Source organism: Sphingomonas sp. AAP5, assembly GCF_004354345.1.
GTDB lineage: Bacteria > Pseudomonadota > Alphaproteobacteria > Sphingomonadales > Sphingomonadaceae > Sphingomonas > Sphingomonas glacialis.
In genome coordinates, this window is sequence record NZ_CP037913.1 from 1,388,537 (window position 1) to 1,404,779 (window position 16,243).

Genomic DNA, 16,243 nt, shown 5'->3' on the forward strand with positions numbered 1-16,243 from the left:
CTCAAAGCGCCTTCATGCTGACAGTCACCGGCGCATCGATCGCGATCGGGTTGCGCACCGGCAAATGGAACGGGACGGCTTCGATTTCGAACACGTCGCCTTCCTGGGTTTGCACGGCTTCGCTGAACGACAGCGTCGCAGTCCCGAAGAAATGGACGTGCACGTCGCCCGGTCGGCGGAAAAGCGCATATTTGAAATGGTGATGCTCGAGATTTTCGATCGAATGCGACATGTTCGCCTCGCCCGACAGGAACGGCTTTTCCCACAGCGTCGCGCCGTCGCGCACGATCCGGCTGGTGCCACGGACGTCGGCGGGGAGCGCACCGACGCGCAATTCGGGGCCGAGCGCGGCATTGCGCAGCTTCGAATGCGCCAGCCACAGATAATTGCCCCGCTCAGTGACATGGTCCGAAAACTCATTGGCGAGCGCGAAGCCAAGCCGGACCGGCGTGCCGTCGGCATCGATCAAATAGATGCCGGCAATCTCGGGCTCCTCGCCTGCATCGAGCGCAAAGGCGGGCGAGCGCAGCGGCTCGCCGGGGCCGACCAGTTTTGACCCGTCGCCCTTGTAGAACCATTCGGGCTGGACGCCCTGCCCCGGCTCGGACGGCTTGCCGCCCTCGACCCCCATCAGGAACATCTTCATCGAGTCGGTCGGCGCAGGATTTTCGACTGCAGCGCGGTGCATCCTGTCGCGCCCCTCGGCCGAGCCGAGATGCGTGAGGCCCGTTCCAGTCAACAGCAGATGCGCGGGATCGATATGGTCAACCGGCGAGAGCAGCGTAACGCTCGCCAGGTCGAGCGGGTCGCCAACGCCGGCGCGGTCCACCGCCTCGGCCAGACCGACTCCGTCGGCGAGCGCCGTCTTGGCAAGCGCGATGGTGGTGCTGGCGCCGGGCACGACGCGCGCCGAGCCGTCGGGACCGAGCGCAGCGACGCCGCGAGCGCCGTCAGCGCCGCGAAATTGAACGAGCGATACGCTCATCGGTAACCTCTCCACAAAGCCCCGCAGCCGATCGAACCGCTGCGCGCTATTAGTCCGACTACCAGCTAGCAGCGCGCTTGCAGATGTTCAACCAAGCTCCCCAAGCTTTGGTGATGGCAGCGGCGCTAGCTACCGCATCTCCCAGATAACGGTCCAAGGTCGGCCGCAACAGCGAGTCTCCGCCCAGTCGACATCGACCGCCACCCGAGCGTAGGGGTCAAATCGGCGCGGGGCAAAAGCCGACCGTCATCACCGGTGGATCCCGGTCACATCCGCATCGTGCCCGTCTCGAGGAAGCGTTGGTGCCACGACAGCGCTTCGCCCGGCAGCATCGGCGTCTGCTGGCCGTAAGAGCCCAGCCGGGCGCGGCGGTAATAGTCGGCGAGCGCGGGGCGATAAGCGGGATGCGCGCAATTCTCGATGATCAGCTGCGCGCGCTGCTTCGGGCTCAGCCCGCGCAGATCGGCGAGGCCTTGCTCGGTGACGAGCACTTGGACGTCCTGGCTGATATGATCGACATGGCTCGCCTGCGGCACGATCGCCGAGATCGCGCCGCCCTTGGCGGTCGACGGCGTCATGAAGATCGAGACATAGGCATTGCGCGCGAAATCGCCCGAGCCGCCGATCCCGTTCTGGATCCGCGATCCCATAATGTGCGTCGAATTGACGTTGCCGTAGATGTCCGCCTCGATCAGCCCATTCATCGCGAGGCAGCCGAGCCGGCGGATCAGCTCGGGATGGTTGCTGATCTCCTGCGGGCGCAAGATCATCTTGTCGCGATACGCGCGCAGATCGGCATTGAGCCGCGCCGCCGCCTCCGGACTGAGCGAGAAGGCGGTCGCCGACGCCATCAGCAGTTTCCCCGAATCGAGCAAGTCGAGCATGCCGTCCTGGATCACCTCGGTGTACGACGTCATCGCCTCGAACGGTCCAGCGACGAGCCCGCTCAGCACCGCATTGGCGGTGTTGCCGACCCCCGACTGCAACGGCAGCAGCGACGCCGGCAACCGCCCGCGCGCGACTTCATGGCGGAAGAACTCGATCAAATGCCCGGCGATCGCTTCGGCTGCGGCATCGGGTGCTGCGAACGGCAAGTTGCGATCGGGCGCGTCGGTCTCGACGATCGCGACGATCTTGGCGGGATCGACGCGGTAATAGGCCTCGCCGATCCGGTCGTCGGGGCGGACGAGCGGGATCGGCACGCGGTGCGGCGGCAGCGCGGTGCCGTAATAGATATCGTGCATTCCCTCGAGCGCGGGGTTCTGCCAGCGATTCACCTCGAGGATGATCTGGTCGGCGCGGTCGAGCCAGGTCTTGTTGTTGCCGACCGACGACGACGGAATCAGCGATCCGTCGTCGCGAATGCCCACGATTTCGATCACGGCGGTGTCGAGCGGCCCGAGAAAGCCCTGCCACGCCATCGGCGCGACTTGGCTCAGATGCATGTCGAAATAGTCCATCTCGCCACGGTTGATCTTCTCGCGTGCGATCGGATCGGAATTGTACGGCAGGCGAAACTCGATCCCGTCGGCCTTCGCAAGCGCGCCATCGAGCTCGGGCCCGGTCGACGCCCCCGTCCACACGCGGACCCGGAACGGATTCCCGAGCGCGTGCTCGGCCTCGATCCGCGCGGCGAGCGCTAGCGGAACTGCCTTTGGATAGCCCGATCCAGTAAAGCCACTCAGCCCGACCGTGCTGCCCGGTGCGATCAGCGCTGCGGCCGCCTCGGCCCCCATGACGCGGTCGCGCAAATGCGCGCTGATTTTCGAAGGCATGAACTTCCTCTTGGCCGTTACAATCCGGGGCGTGCGCAGCGTGCGGTCAAGCCTGTACCGCGGCGTGACCGATCGAGCGGCTCACCAGCAACAACGCGCCGTCGCCAGGATAAGGGGCAACCGTGAAGCCCATGTCGCGCTCGACCTCGATCGCGGCGTGATTATCGCGGCTCTCGATCGCCTCGAGCACCTTGACGCCCTTGGTGTCGGCGACCGCGGCGATATGCGCGAGCAGCGTCCAGCCGATGCCGTGCTGCTTGAAATCCTTGCGGAGCGCGATAGCGACTTCGCCGCGCTCGAACCCCGGGTCGCAGGCGAGCATCGCGGTCGCGATCATCGTCGCTCCGTCATGCGTGAACGCGAGGTAATTCTCGGTCCAGCGATGATCGACGTGCGTGAGAGCGGTGATCTGTGCCGGCGCGACTTCGTTCATTCCGGTGAGAAAGCGAAACCGCAGATCCTCACGCGTCACGTGCGTAAAGAACTCGGCGACGGTGCCATCGTCCTCGGGCCGCGCCGGGCGCACGTGAAAGGTAAATCCGCTGCGCGTGGTGAGTGTCTGGCTCGGCTGATGCATCGAAGGCCCTTCCGCTTGGCAAACGAAACCCGATTCCGAGCTTCACAAGAGCGCCTCATGCGCTGCGAAGGTCGGGCTGGCTGCTGATGAAACTACGTAGATCGGGCCAGACGCAGCGTCATGCCGCCAACACCGCTGCGACCGGACGACGCAGCGCATAGGGCAACGCGGGCCCACGCCCGAAGCGCAGGACGAGATCGGGCCGCATGCCCGGCGCGCCGATCACCGCGGCAAGCTCGGGTCGCAAACCGGCGACCTCGACCGGCTGATTGACGAACGCGCATTTGATGCCGAGCGCGGTCGCTTGGAGCGCGAACCGCTGGCACGCCCGACCGACGCGCACCCAATGGTCGGGATCCGCCTTTGCCCCAAGGAAGATCGCCACGCCGGCCGAAGAGTCGAGCTGGCGCGCATATCGGTCGTTTTCCGAGCGGGCGGTAACGAAGCGATCGAACAGCGCCGGCCCGGCCCAACTCGGCAGCGCTGAGTTACCGCTCGCCGCGCTGAACAGGCCGTCGCGTGTCCGCAGCGCCGCGTGCGGATTGTAGCGCAGCCACTGCTTGAGTTCGCGCACGAAAGCCGGGTCGGCCATCTGCCTAGAGTTGCCGTCGATGACCATGTCGCGCACGATCGCCCTATCGCGGCGTTCGGTCATCAGGATCAGCTCGACCCCGGGCACCGCTGCCGCGATCGCCAGGTCGCGGAGCTCGGCGGTGGGCAGCGATCGCCCGTCATAGCGGCCACGCGTCGATTGCCGCTTGGGGATCGCCCAGAACAACGGATCATCGACGGGCGGGCCGGGGCGAAACGCAAAGCCGATCGTCCCGCCATCGTCGGGCGCAAACACCGCCGCCCCGCGATGCCCCGACGCAGCCGCCGCCAGCACGAGGTTTTCGGTCGCGCATCCCAGGCTGACGAAAAGATGGTGATCGTCGGGATCGACCACCGGGGTACGCCGGCTGAAGTCGGGGAGCACGTCGATCCGGTTCGTGCCGAGGCGGAAGCGCCACGGCTGCGTATTATGGCCGTTGGGGGCAAGCGTCGCGAAGCGGACGAGCTCGGCCAGCGCCGGGTTGCCGCCAAGCGGAATACGCGCGGCGGCAGCTGCCGCATCATACGCGGTCATCGAGGACAGGTCTTGAAGGCCGGCCCAGCCAGCCCCCACGACGCCGAGCGCGGCTGCCCCGCCCCCGATCAGAAGATTTCGGCGGTTCATCCCAGACCCTTCCGATCGGTGCGAGACGGGCTCAGGCGTCGGCCGGCGTGAAGTCGAGCACGACGCGTGACGGCACGTCGCCGCGCTCGAGCCGCTCGAACACGCTGTTGATCGCCGCCAACGGCTGCAGCTCGATGTCGGCCTTGACCTTGCCATCGGCGGCGAATTGGAGGCACTCGGCCATATCCTTGCGCGTGCCGACGAACGATCCCCGCACGGTGATGCAATTCGCCACGACATCGAACAACGGCACGGGGAACTCGCCCGGCGGCAGGCCGACGAGCACGCAGGTCCCGCGCTTGCGCGTCATCGCGACGCCTTGCTTGAACGCGGCGAGCGAGGGCGCGGTGATCAGCACGCCGTGCGCCCCGCCGCCGGACTTCTCCTTGAGTATTTCGGCGGGACTATGCGTCTTTGCGTTGATGACGAGATCGGCGCCGAGCCGCGTCGCGTGGGCGAGCTTGCCGTCGTCGATGTCGATCCCGGCGACGTTCAAACCCATCGCCTTGGCATATTGGATCGCGAGATGGCCAAGCCCGCCACACCCCGAAATCGCGACCCATTCGCCCGGCCGCGCCTGCGTTTCCTTGATGCCCTTATACGTCGTGATGCCAGCACAGATCAGCGGCGCGGCCTCGACCGCGCTCAGCCCGACAGGGATGTGCGCGACATAATCGGGGTCGGCGAGCATATATTCGGCGAAGCCGCCATTTTGCGTGTAGCCGCCGAACTTGGCCTCGCCGCACACCGTCTCCCACGCCGACAGGCAATATTCGCAATGTCCGCATGCCGAATAGAGCCACGGCACGCCGACGCGGTCACCCTCCTTGACGCGGGTCACTCCGGCGCCGAGCGCGACGACGATGCCGATCGCCTCATGCCCGGGGATGAAAGGCGGGTTGGGCTTGACCGGCCAGTCGCCCTTCGCGGCGTGGAGATCGGTATGGCAGACCCCGCACGCCTCGGTCTTGACGAGGATCTGCCCGGGACCTGGCGTCGGGATCGCAACCTCCTGGAGCGCCAACGGCTGTCCGAATGCGGTCACGACTGCGGCGTGCATTGTCTTGGCCATGAGCAGGCTCCTTCCGGGGGAAATGCGAGAATCGTTTCGACCTGACACGCGCGCGACACGCTGACAGCGGTGCCGCGACACGGCCGCCTGCACGAGCGCTCTGGCCTCTCTTCCCTAGAAGTCGCGGCCCGCGTTTGGGCAGACTCGGAAAATACGCATAGCTCCGACCGGCAACTGCCTTGCGCCGGTCAGCCTGAGCGCTAGGTTCACAGCGCCTCCCGCCAAGGACCCCTGCATGCGCGCTGTCTTCGCTGTTCTCCTGTCTGCCACCATCCTGACGAGCGGCGCGCACGCGGCCGCCCCCACCGCCGCGGCGTCGGCCGATGCCGCGCTAGAGCTCGCCAAGAAGGCAATCGCGCTGCGCTCGGTAAAGGGCCCGGGCAACCAGACCCCGCAAGTCGCCGCACTCTACAAGGCGGCGCTCGTCGCGGGCGGTTTTGCCGATGCCGATGTCGAGATCGTGCCCGTCGACGACACCGCCTATCTGATCGGCACGTGGCGCGGCAGCGACCCGACGCTCAAGCCGATGGTGATTTCGGGGCACATGGACGTCGTCGAGGCCAAGCCCGCCGACTGGAAGCGCGATCCGTTCACCCCCGTGGTCGAGAACGGCTATCTCTACGGCCGCGGCGCAACCGACATGAAGCTCGACGGGACGATCGCGATCACCGCGCTCACCGACCTGCGGCGCAGCGGCTACAACCCCAAACGGACGATCGTCATCGAATTCTCGGGTGACGAGGAAACCGCGATGAAGACCTCGACGCTGATCGCCGAGCGGCTCAAGGACGCCAATATCGTGCTCAACGTCGATGGCGGCGGCGGTGTGCTCGACGAGGCGACCGGCAAGCCCAAATATTGGACGTGGAACGGCGCGGAGAAGACCTATGCCGATTTCCGGCTGACCGTCACCAACCCCGGCGGCCACTCGTCGATGCCGCGCCCGGTCAACGCGATCGTCGAGCTTTCGAAAGCGCTCGGGAAGGTCGGCGCGTATCAGTTCAAGCCCGAACTGAGCCCGCTGACGCGCGAGGCGCTGACCAAGGCCGCGCCATTCGAGGAGCCCGCGATCGGTGCCGCGCTGAAAGCGTTCGTCGCCGACCCGACCGACAAGGCCGCGATCGCGACGCTGACCGCCAATCCCGCGACCGTCGGCAAGATCGGCACGACCTGCGTCCCGACGCTCGTCAACGGCGGACACGCCGAGAACGCGCTCCCACAGCGCGCGACCGCCAATATCAACTGCCGGATCTTCCCCGGCCACAAGCCAGCCGACATCATGGCCGAGCTCGGCCGCGTGATCGCCGACCCGTCGTTGACGATCGCCGATGTCAGCGAAGGCTCGGTCGCGAACGACGCATCGCCGATGCGCCCCGATTTCATCGCCGCGATCACCCGCGCGATGGGCCAGGTCTATCCGGGCGTGCCCGTCTTCCCGGCGATGGCCTCGGGCGCGAGCGACAGCATGTGGTTCCGCTCGCACCACGTCGCGAGCTATGGCGCGAGCCCGACCTTCATCAAGCCGTCGGACGATTTCAGCCACGGCCTCGACGAGCGCACGCCGATCGCGACGATCGAACCGGGGATTCGCTACTACAAGCTGCTGTTTACCGATCTGTCGAAGTAACCGCGGCAAACGCGCTTGATGCGCCCCGGTCTTGCCCGGGGCGCACGCCGATCCTACGATCGGCGCACCCGCAATCGGAGCTCAGCATGGCGCCGTGTCCCCCCGATCCTGATGCCGACTGGAGCTTGCCCGGCTGGCTCTATACCGATCCCGAATATCATGCGGTCGAGGTCGAGCGTGTGCTGCGGCCGTCGTGGCAAATCGTCTGCCACCAGAACCAGATCGCCAACGCCGGCGATTTCCACACGATCGACTATCTCGGCGAGAGCGTCGTCGTCGTGCGCGGCGATGACGGTGCGCTGCGCGCCTTCGCCAATGTCTGCCGCCATCGCGCGATGCGGCTCGTCGAGGGGCCGACGGGATGTGCGCGCAAGTTCGTCTGCCCGTATCACGCCTGGAGCTACGAGACCGACGGCCGTCTGTCGGGCGTGCCGATGCGCCGCGATTATCCCGCGCTCGAGCTCGAGGCGCACGGCCTCGCCCCGGTCGAGCTCGAGATCTGGCGCGGCTTCGTGTTCGTCCGGCTCGAAGGCGATGGTCCGTCGGTCGCCGCGATGATGGCGCCGTACGATGCCGAGATCGCGCCGTATCGCCTCGAGGCGATGGAGGAGCTCTCGCCCGTCCGGCTGCGCGAGCGCGCGGTCAATTGGAAGAACGTCGGCGACAATTATTCGGACAATCTGCACATCCCGGTCGCGCATGACGGGCTGAGCCGGCTGTTCGGCAAGAGCTATGCGATCGAGGCGGCGCCGTTCGTCGACAAGATGTCGGGCCAGATCGTCGACCGCGCCTCGGACAATCGCTGGGAGCGGTTCTACCAGACGCATCTGCCGCACGTCGATCATCTGCCCGAGGCCAACCAGCGGCTATGGCTCTACTTCAAGCTGTGGCCCAACATGGCGTTCGATCTCTACGCCGACCAGATCGACTTCATGCAATGGCTCCCACTGACGCCGACCACCAGCGTGCTGCGCGAAATGGCGTTCGCGCTGCCCGATGACCGGCGCGAGATGAAGCTCGTGCGCTATGCCAATTGGCGGATCAACCGCGTCGTCAATGCCGAGGACACGTGGCTGATCGAGCGCGTCCAGCGAGGGATGGCGTCGCGCAGCTACACCGCAGGGCCGATCGGGCGGAGCGAGGTGTGCCTTCGCAGCTTCGCGCGGAAGATCCGCGAGCGGATCCCCGAGGCGCGATTGCACCGTGCGCCCGCGCCGGGATGGTCGCGGGGGTAGTGCGCTGCGGGTTTCCTCTCCCGCTCGCGGGAGAGGAAACGCAGACTTGGTCCGCCTTCTTCAGGCGGGCCTAGTCGAAGTCGGTGAGGGTCTTCTTCTTTCGGTCGTTGAAGAAGAAGAAGGTGACCCTCCCCCACCCCTCCCGCGAAGGCGGGAGGGGGTAAGAATTAGGAAGGCGGGAGCAAGTATGACCAAACGCTACGACGCGCTCATCATCGGCGGTGGCCATAACGGCCTCGTCTGCGCCTTCTACCTCGCGCGCGCCGGGCTCAAGGTCCGCGTCCTCGAACGCCGCCATGTCGTCGGCGGGGCGGCGGTGACCGAGGAATTCCACCCCGGCTTCCGCAACTCGACCGCGAGCTACACCGTCAGCCTGCTGCGCCCCAAGGTCATCGCCGACATGAAGCTGCACGACCGCGGCTTTCGCATCATCGAACGGACGATCAGCAACTTCTTCCCCTTCCCCGACACCTATCTCACGCTCGGCGGCGGCACCGCGCGCACGCAAGCGCAGTTCGCGCGCTTCAGCCAGAGGGATGCCGACGCCTACCCGGCCTATGACGCCGCGCTCGAAAAGGTCGCGCAAGTGCTCCGCGATCTCGCGCTCAAGACCCCGCCCAATGTCGGCGGAGGTTTACGCGCGCTGCTCGCGGGTGCGGCGCAGGGCTGGCCCGTCGCCAAGATGGGGATCGAGCAGCAACGCGATCTGCTCGACATCTTCACCAAATCGGCGCGCGATTTCCTCGGCGGCTGGTTCGAGGACGACCATGTCCAGTCGGCCTTCGCCTTCGACGCGGTGGTGGGCAATTATGCCGGCGTCTCGACCCCGGGCAGCGCCTATGTCCTGCTCCACCACGTCTTCGGCGAGGTGAACGGCAAATACGGCGCCTGGGGCCATTCGGTCGGCGGAATGGGGGCGATCACGCAGGCAATGGCGCACGCCTGCCTCGAAGCGGGTGTCGAGATCAGCCTCGACGCACCCGTCGCCAAGCTGCTGACCGAAGGTGGCAAAGTCGCGGGCGTCCGCCTCGAATCGGGCGAAGAGATTGCTGCCAAGATCGTCGCAGCCAATGTCGGCCCGGCCTTGCTCTATCGCCAGATGGTCGATTCCTCCGATCTACCGGCCGACTTCAACCGCCGGATCGCCGGCTTCAAGACCGGCAGCGGCACCTTCCGCATGAACGTCGCTTTATCCGAACTGCCCGATTTCAGCGTGCTGCGCGGGACGGACAAGGCCGAGCATCATACCGCCGGGATCATCATCGCGCCCGGCATGGATTACATGGACCAGGCGTTCATCGACGCGCAGCAATATGGCTGGTCGAAACAGCCGATCGTCGAGATGAAGCTGCCGACGACGGTCGACGACAGCCTCGCGCCGCCCGGACAGCACATCGCCAGCCTGTTCTGCCAGCAATTCGCGCCGACGCTGCCAGATGGCCGCTCGTGGGACGATGCGCGTGAGGAGGTCGCCGATCTGATCATCGACACCGTCACCGCGCACGCCCCCAACTTCAAGGCGAGCGTGATCGCGCGCCAGATCCATTCGCCGCTCGATCTCGAGCGCAAGTTCGGGCTGGTCGGCGGCGACATCTTCCACGGGGCGATGGGCCTCGATCAGCTTTGGGCGGCACGGCCTGTGCTCGGCCACGGCGACTATCGCGGGCCGATCAAGGGGCTCTATATGTGCGGATCGGGCACGCATCCCGGCGGCGGCGTGACCGGCGCGCCGGGGCACAATGCGGCACACGAGATCCTGCGCGATCGCAGCCTAGTCGGGCGCGTCTTCGGATAGCGCCGCGCGATAGCGCAGCAGATACAGCGGGATCGCGGTCAGCATCAGCCCGACGCTCAGGCAGATCGCCTCGATCCCCGCGCCCCACATCGCCCACGCGGCAAAGGCCAGCCCCAGCGCCGCCGCGACGGGCGCGATCCGCAGGATCAGCGCGGTGAGGCACGCGCCGACATAGAGCCAGATCGTCGCCGCCGCGGTCAGCCGCAGCATGAAGTCGAGCAGCCCGCCGAGCGACCGCGTCGCGTTCGACAGCACCAGCAAACTGGCGAGCGTGCTCGACACGAGCAGGATTGCAACCGGCACGTCGCGCGTGCTGGTCGCCCCGATCCAGCGCGGCAGCAGCCCGGCGCGCGCCATGCCGAGCGGCACCTCGCCCTGCACCAGCGTCCAGCCGTTGAGCGCGCCGATCGCCGCGATCGCGGCGAAGCCTGCGGTCGCAAGCCCTGCCCAAGGCCCCCAGAAGGTCGAGACGAACAGCGCGAACGGTGCCTGCGCATTGGCGACAGCCGCGCTCGGCAACGCGAAGATGATGCCGGTGCAGACGATGAGATACAGCACCCCCGTCAGCGCGAGCCCGAACAGCATCGCGCGCACGACATTGCGCGCCGGGTCGCGCACCCGCTCGGCAGCGACGCTCGCCGCTTCGAACCCGACGATCGCGTAAAAGGCGAAGGTCAGCGCCGGCGTCAGACCGCCCAATGCGAAATCCGCATAGGGCCCGGCCGAATGCCCCACCCCGCCCCGCCACGCGATCCCCGCGAGGATCAGGACAATCGCACCAAGCGGGACGAGCTTGATCACCGTCGTGCCGACTTGGAACGCCCCCGCCAGCCGCGCACCGCCGAGGTTGAGCACCGTCAGCAGCCAAATCAGCACCGTCGCCGACACCGCCTGGGCAAGCGCCGTCGCGCCGATCATCGGAACGAATTGCGCGAGATAGCGCACTGCGGTCAGTGCGATCACCGCATTGGCGGACCAGATACCGATCCAATAGCTCCACCCGACGAGCACGCCGCACAGCGGGCCCAGCCCGGCGCCGCACATCGCGACCACTCCCGTCGCTTCGGGCATCGCCGCCGTCAGCCTTGCGAGCACCCAGGCGATCAACATCGCGCCGCTGACCCCCACGATCCACGCCACGATGCTCGTCCAGCCATAAGGGGCAAGTTGTGCGGGCAGGACGAAGATGCCCGAGCCAATCATCCCGCCGACCACCAGCGCGGTCGCGGTCCAGAATCCGAACGGGCGGTGCGACTCCGACTCGATGCGGCAGCTCCCTTCGCCAGCAAATGGAGCACGCTGCGCAGCGCTATGCCAGAGCGATTTCCGTCGCCGCGAATTCCGCGCTGCTAGCGGTGACAGGGCTCGGCTGCAGAGACGCCCGCGAGCAAAGCGGTACGCTGGATACGGAAATCCTCGCCGCCACGCGTGCTCGGCTGCGCGCCAACGCCGAGCCCGTTCCACAAAGCGGCGTTGAAAGCATCGGTATCGAGGCGATCCTCGGTCGCAAAATTCTGTCCTCGCATCGCAGCGGCCCAATAAGCGGCGTCGTGCGGGGCACATCCGGCGGCCACCGGTGCCGCCACGAAGCGATCCCGCGGGATCGGCAATTGCGTCGCGCGCAGCACGTCGGCGGCAACGGCGTGGTAGCGCCAGTCCGTCATCGCCGGATCGAACACATCGGCCATCGGCACCGCGAGCGCATCGTTCAACCCGAGCGGCGCCAGGCCGAGCACCGCCTCGATCGTCCGCAACAGGCTGACGGTGGTATAGCGCGTCGAGACCAGGGCGTTGTGGCGCACCATCGGCCCGACGATGAACGCCACGCTGCGCCGGGCATCGACATGGTCGGCACCGTTCTGCGCATCATCCTCGATCACGAAGACCAGGGTGGAATCACGCGCGCGGCTTTGCGCGATCGTCTCGACGACTTGGCCGAGCGCATAGTCATTGTCCGCCATTTGCGTCTCGACGGTGTTCACCCCGTCGATCGCATCGCTGAAATCGCCGAAATGATCGTGGCTGAGCCGCAGCAGCGTGAGCGCGGGGACCGCGTCCTTCGCGTCCGCCACGGCGAATTCGCGCTGCCATTCGAGCATGCGCCAATAATCGGGCATCTTCTGGTCGAAGCCGCGGAAATACGGGTCGCTGCGCGAGGCCAGCAAGCGGTCGCCCGGCGTGTAGATCCGCGTCCCTGTCTTCGCCGGTTCGCGCTCGAGCGGAATGAAGCCGGGCTTGCCGAGATCGTAGACCGAAGCGTCCGAAAATCCGTAATTGCGAACGCTCAGCCCGGCACGGATCGCGGCATTCCACAGGAAACCCTGGCCCGTTTCGTCGTCACGATCGCCATCGGGCGCAGTCAGCAGCGCTGGCCCGGGCAGCAGATCGGGATCGGTCGAGAGCGCCGGATTCGTCGCGTGCCGCTCGGCGGGCGTCTGAGCTGTGTAGATGAAGCGATCGGCCTCCTCCGCCTCATACGCCAGCCCGCGCCCGGCATAATTGACCGGCGCGGTCTTCTCGAGGAGGTCTGGCACGCGCGCCGCGGTCGACCAGGTCCAGCCGGTGCTCGACTGCTCGCCGCTGTCGTAGAAATTGTCGAGCGTGACGAAGTCGCGCGCGAGGCGGTGATGATTGGGCGACAGCCGCTCGCCAAGGATCGCGAGCCGCGGATCACCATTTCCGACCGCGAGATCGCCGAGCACTTGGTCGTAGGTCCGGTTTTCCTTGATGATGAAGACGACGTGCTTGATCCGCGCGCGCACCGCCGCCATCGTCACGTTCGCGGCCGCGCGCGCCTGCGTTGCGGTCAGCCCGATATTGTCGGCGACTTGCAGCGTGGTGCGCACCAACGCAGCAGGCTTCGGCAGCGCGAACTGCAGCAGCCCGGCCTTTTCGAGCTGGAAGATATATTGGTTGGCAGCGCCGCATGCATTGGGCTGGCCGCGATAGATAGCGAGCTTCGGCGCGCAGCCGAGCGGGTTCGGCCCCGGCGGGCTCTTGCGATTGACGACGAATACGCGACCGCCATCGCGGCTCACTGCGACCGCGCTGGGATACCAGCCCGTCGGCACGAGCCCGTCGACGCTCGCGCCGTCGGCGCGCGGCGTAACCAAGGCGACCGCGTTGATTCCGCCCATCGTCACGAGCAAGCGGTGATCGGGGAGCAGCGCCAGCGCATTGGCGTTGAGCCCCTTGGCGACCGGTGCCGCGCCGAGTGCGTCCGGCAGCCCGAGCCGCGACTCGGCGGCGAGACGGCCGGTCTTGAGCTCGATGATCGCCAGCCGGTCGGCATTGTCCTCGGTCGCGTAGAGCCGGCCGAGGCGTGGATCGACCAGCAGTGCGGTCGGCGCACCGAGCGTCGCCACGCGGCCTGTCACACGGACCGCATCGCCGATGATCTCCAGCGCGACGAGTTGCCGATCGCGTGGTGCCGACACCCAGGCATGCGTCGCATCGGTCCAGACGATCGCAAACGGGTTCTCGCCGCCCGGAACGCCGGCTTTCGCGGGATCGATCTTGCCAGGCCGCAGATCGCGCTCGGCGATCACCTTGCCCGCCGCCAGGTCGATCAGGCTGATTGAATCATTGTAGTAATTTGCGACCAGCGCGCGTCGCCCATCGGGGCTGACCGCAAGTCCTGCCGCCTGCGGCTTGACCTCGGCACCGTTTCCGCTCGCATGCCCCAGCGCGATCGGCGCGCGCGTCTCGGCGAAAAGGCTCCCGTGCGCCTCGAACCGATGGACGACATCGTCGACTCCACCCCCGACGACGAAACCGCGGCCGTCGGGCTGCCACGCGATCCCCGAATAGCTGTTCGGCACCCGCGTCGTCTGAAGCAACCGACCGCCGCGCGCGTCGATCGCGTAGCGAAAGACATATTGCGTCGACTGCGCGGGGAGCCGTTTGCCATCGCTGCCGTTGAACAGATTGAACCCGCTGGTCAGCACCAGCATCTCGCGCCCGTCGGGGCTGACCGCAATCGCTGCGGCGCCATCGGCGACATACTCGGGGTGCGGCGCGATGCGCGTCGTCAGCGGTTCGAATCGTGCGCCTGGTGCTGCCAGCGGAGTTAGCCGCTGCCCGGTCGGCAGCGCGACGCCTGGCTCGGAATAGTCGCGTGCCGCAACCGACGCGGTGATCGCGAGCAAGCCACCAAACAGAAACGCTTTGTGCATGATACCCATCCCGAAGCCGTAGCGCGGGCTTACGACATTTTGGCGACACAGCCCATGGAGCGTTCGCCCTGTATAGCGACGACCCGCCGCCCGCCGTGCGTTCGCCGGGCCCCTTCGTACGGGAAAACCCCAATATCTGCTGCGGTGCGAAATCGGGTGAAGCCGGGCGACCGCTGCTGTGCGGCGTTAACGGAGATTGACCATGGATCCAGGTGTCGTCGACCTGTCGCGGCTGCAATTTGCCCTGACCGCGCTGTACCACTTCCTGTTCGTGCCGCTGACGCTCGGCCTGAGCTTCATGCTGGTGATCATGGAGGCGGTCTATGTGATGACCGACCGGCCGATCTGGCGCGTCATCACGCGCTTCTGGAGCAAATTGTTCGCGATCAACTTCGTGCTCGGCGTCGCCACCGGGCTGACGATGGAGTTCCAGTTCGGCACCAACTGGTCGTATTTCTCGCATTATGTCGGCGACATCTTCGGCGCGCCGCTCGCGATCGAAGGGCTGATGGCGTTCTTCCTCGAAGCGACCTTTGTCGGGCTGATGTTCTTCGGCTGGAACAAGATGTCCAAGCTCGCGCATCTCGGCGTCACCTTCATGGTCGCGCTCGGTACGAATTTGTCGGCTTTGTGGATCCTCGTCGCCAATGGCTGGATGCAGAACCCCGCGGGCGCGACCTTCAACCCTGAAACGATGCGGATGGAAATCAGCGATTTCGGCACGGTGCTGTTCAACCCGATCGCGCAGGCCAAGTTCGTCCATACCGTGAGCGCTGGCTATGTCTGCGCGGCGGTGTTCGTACTCGGCATTTCGGCGCTCTTTCTGCTGCGCGGCAAATATGTCGGCGTGGCGAAACGCTCGATGGCGGTCGCCGCGGCGTTCGGCCTCGCTTCATCGCTATCGGTCGTCGTGCTCGGCGACGAGAGCGGTTACGCGCTCACCGACAACCAGAAGATGAAGCTCGCCGCGATCGAGGCGGCGTGGCACACCGCCCCCGCCCCCGCCGGCATCACGCTGATCGGCATCCCCGATGTCGCCGCGCGAACGACGCACTACGCCGTCGAAGTGCCGTGGGTGCTCGGGCTGATCGCCACGCGCAGCCTCGACACCGAAGTCACCGGCATGTCCGAGCTGGTGCTGAAGGCGCAGGAGCGGATCACATCGGGCGTGGTCGCATACGACGCCGTGCAGAAGCTCAAGACCGACCCGACCAATGTTCGCGAACGCGCACGGTTCGAGCTCCACAAGCGCGATCTCGGCTATGCCTTGCTGCTCAAGGCGCACGTCGCCGATCCGCGCCTGGCGAGCCCCAAGCTGATTGCGGTGACTGCGTGGGACGTCGTCCCGAACGTCCCGCTGATGTTCTGGAGCTTCCGCGCGATGGCGTTCATCGGCTTCTACATGATCGCGCTGTTCGCGACCGCGTTCGTGCTGGCGAGCCTGCGCCGTCACGACAGCACGCGCTGGTTCCTGCGGATCGCGCTCTATTCGATCCCGCTGCCGTGGATCGCGATCGAGCTCGGCTGGATGCTCGCCGAGATCGGGCGTCAGCCCTGGGCGATCGAAGGCGTGTTGCCGACCTTCCTCGCCACCTCGACGCTGAGCGTCGCGGCGTTGTGGACGACGATCATCGGCTTCACCGTGCTCTACGGCGCGCTCGCGGTGATCGAAGTCCGCTTGATGATCGCGGCGATCCGCAAGGGCCCGTTCGAGCATGTCGACGATCCCGTGCCCGACCAGAGCGATACCGTCGTGGTTCCCATTCTCCCCGTCGCCGCCTGAACC

At 66.5% G+C, this 16,243-nt stretch carries 11 protein-coding genes; 4 read left to right on the top strand and 7 right to left on the bottom strand.

The annotated features are described in order from the left end of the window. Nucleotide 1 precedes the first annotated feature (1 nt). The 5 genes from araD1 to adhP form a co-directional block, all read right to left on the bottom strand. Nucleotides 2–985 carry an AraD1 family protein gene (araD1, locus tag E2E30_RS06320; RefSeq protein WP_133188260.1) on the bottom strand — a complete coding sequence of 328 codons (984 nt, stop codon included), beginning with the start codon at nt 983–985 and terminating at the stop codon, nt 2–4. A 266-nt stretch (nt 986–1,251) separates the two neighbouring features. After that, nucleotides 1,252–2,760 carry an acetyl-CoA hydrolase/transferase family protein gene (locus E2E30_RS06325; RefSeq protein ID WP_133188262.1) on the bottom strand — a complete coding sequence of 503 codons (1,509 nt, stop codon included), beginning with the start codon at nt 2,758–2,760 and terminating at the stop codon, nt 1,252–1,254. A 46-nt stretch (nt 2,761–2,806) separates the two neighbouring features. After that, nucleotides 2,807–3,337, bottom strand: a complete 531-nt coding sequence (locus E2E30_RS06330) for a GNAT family N-acetyltransferase (protein ID WP_133188264.1) — start codon at nt 3,335–3,337, stop codon at nt 2,807–2,809. Nucleotides 3,338–3,455: 118 nt separating this feature from the next. Further along, nucleotides 3,456–4,553, bottom strand: coding sequence for an Acg family FMN-binding oxidoreductase (locus E2E30_RS06335; RefSeq protein ID WP_133188266.1), 1,098 nt, complete (start codon nt 4,551–4,553; stop codon nt 3,456–3,458). Nucleotides 4,554–4,584: 31 nt separating this feature from the next. Then, the gene (adhP, locus tag E2E30_RS06340) at nt 4,585–5,625 is read right to left on the bottom strand and encodes an alcohol dehydrogenase AdhP (protein WP_133188268.1); all 1,041 of its coding nucleotides are present in this window, start codon (nt 5,623–5,625) and stop codon (nt 4,585–4,587) included. Nucleotides 5,626–5,860: 235 nt separating this feature from the next. Between adhP and E2E30_RS06345 the strand changes: the two genes are divergently transcribed. From E2E30_RS06345 to E2E30_RS06355, 3 genes are all read left to right on the top strand, one after another. Further along, a complete protein-coding gene (locus E2E30_RS06345; RefSeq protein ID WP_133188270.1) occupies nt 5,861–7,252 on the top strand; it encodes a M20/M25/M40 family metallo-hydrolase in 1,392 nt (463 codons plus the stop codon). 86 nt (nt 7,253–7,338) lie between these two features. Further along, nucleotides 7,339–8,487: an aromatic ring-hydroxylating oxygenase subunit alpha gene (locus E2E30_RS06350; protein WP_133188272.1), complete on the top strand. Its 1,149-nt coding sequence runs from the start codon at nt 7,339–7,341 to the stop codon at nt 8,485–8,487. Nucleotides 8,488–8,674: 187 nt separating this feature from the next. Then, nucleotides 8,675–10,282: a phytoene desaturase family protein gene (locus tag E2E30_RS06355; RefSeq protein WP_133188274.1), complete on the top strand. Its 1,608-nt coding sequence runs from the start codon at nt 8,675–8,677 to the stop codon at nt 10,280–10,282. On the opposite strand, the gene E2E30_RS06360 is transcribed toward E2E30_RS06355, so the two are convergent. After that, the gene (locus tag E2E30_RS06360) at nt 10,259–11,746 is read right to left on the bottom strand and encodes an APC family permease (protein WP_272482944.1); all 1,488 of its coding nucleotides are present in this window, start codon (nt 11,744–11,746) and stop codon (nt 10,259–10,261) included. The genes E2E30_RS06355 and E2E30_RS06360 overlap by 24 nt on opposite strands. After that, nucleotides 11,632–14,457, bottom strand: a complete 2,826-nt coding sequence (locus E2E30_RS06365; RefSeq protein ID WP_240699054.1) for a bifunctional YncE family protein/alkaline phosphatase family protein — start codon at nt 14,455–14,457, stop codon at nt 11,632–11,634. Before E2E30_RS06365 ends, E2E30_RS06360 begins: the two co-directional genes overlap by 115 nt. Before the next feature lie 202 nt (nt 14,458–14,659). On the opposite strand from E2E30_RS06365, the gene E2E30_RS06370 reads away from it, so the two are divergent. Next, the gene (locus tag E2E30_RS06370) at nt 14,660–16,240 is read left to right on the top strand and encodes a cytochrome ubiquinol oxidase subunit I (protein ID WP_133188280.1); all 1,581 of its coding nucleotides are present in this window, start codon (nt 14,660–14,662) and stop codon (nt 16,238–16,240) included. Nucleotides 16,241–16,243: the final 3 nt, after the last annotated feature.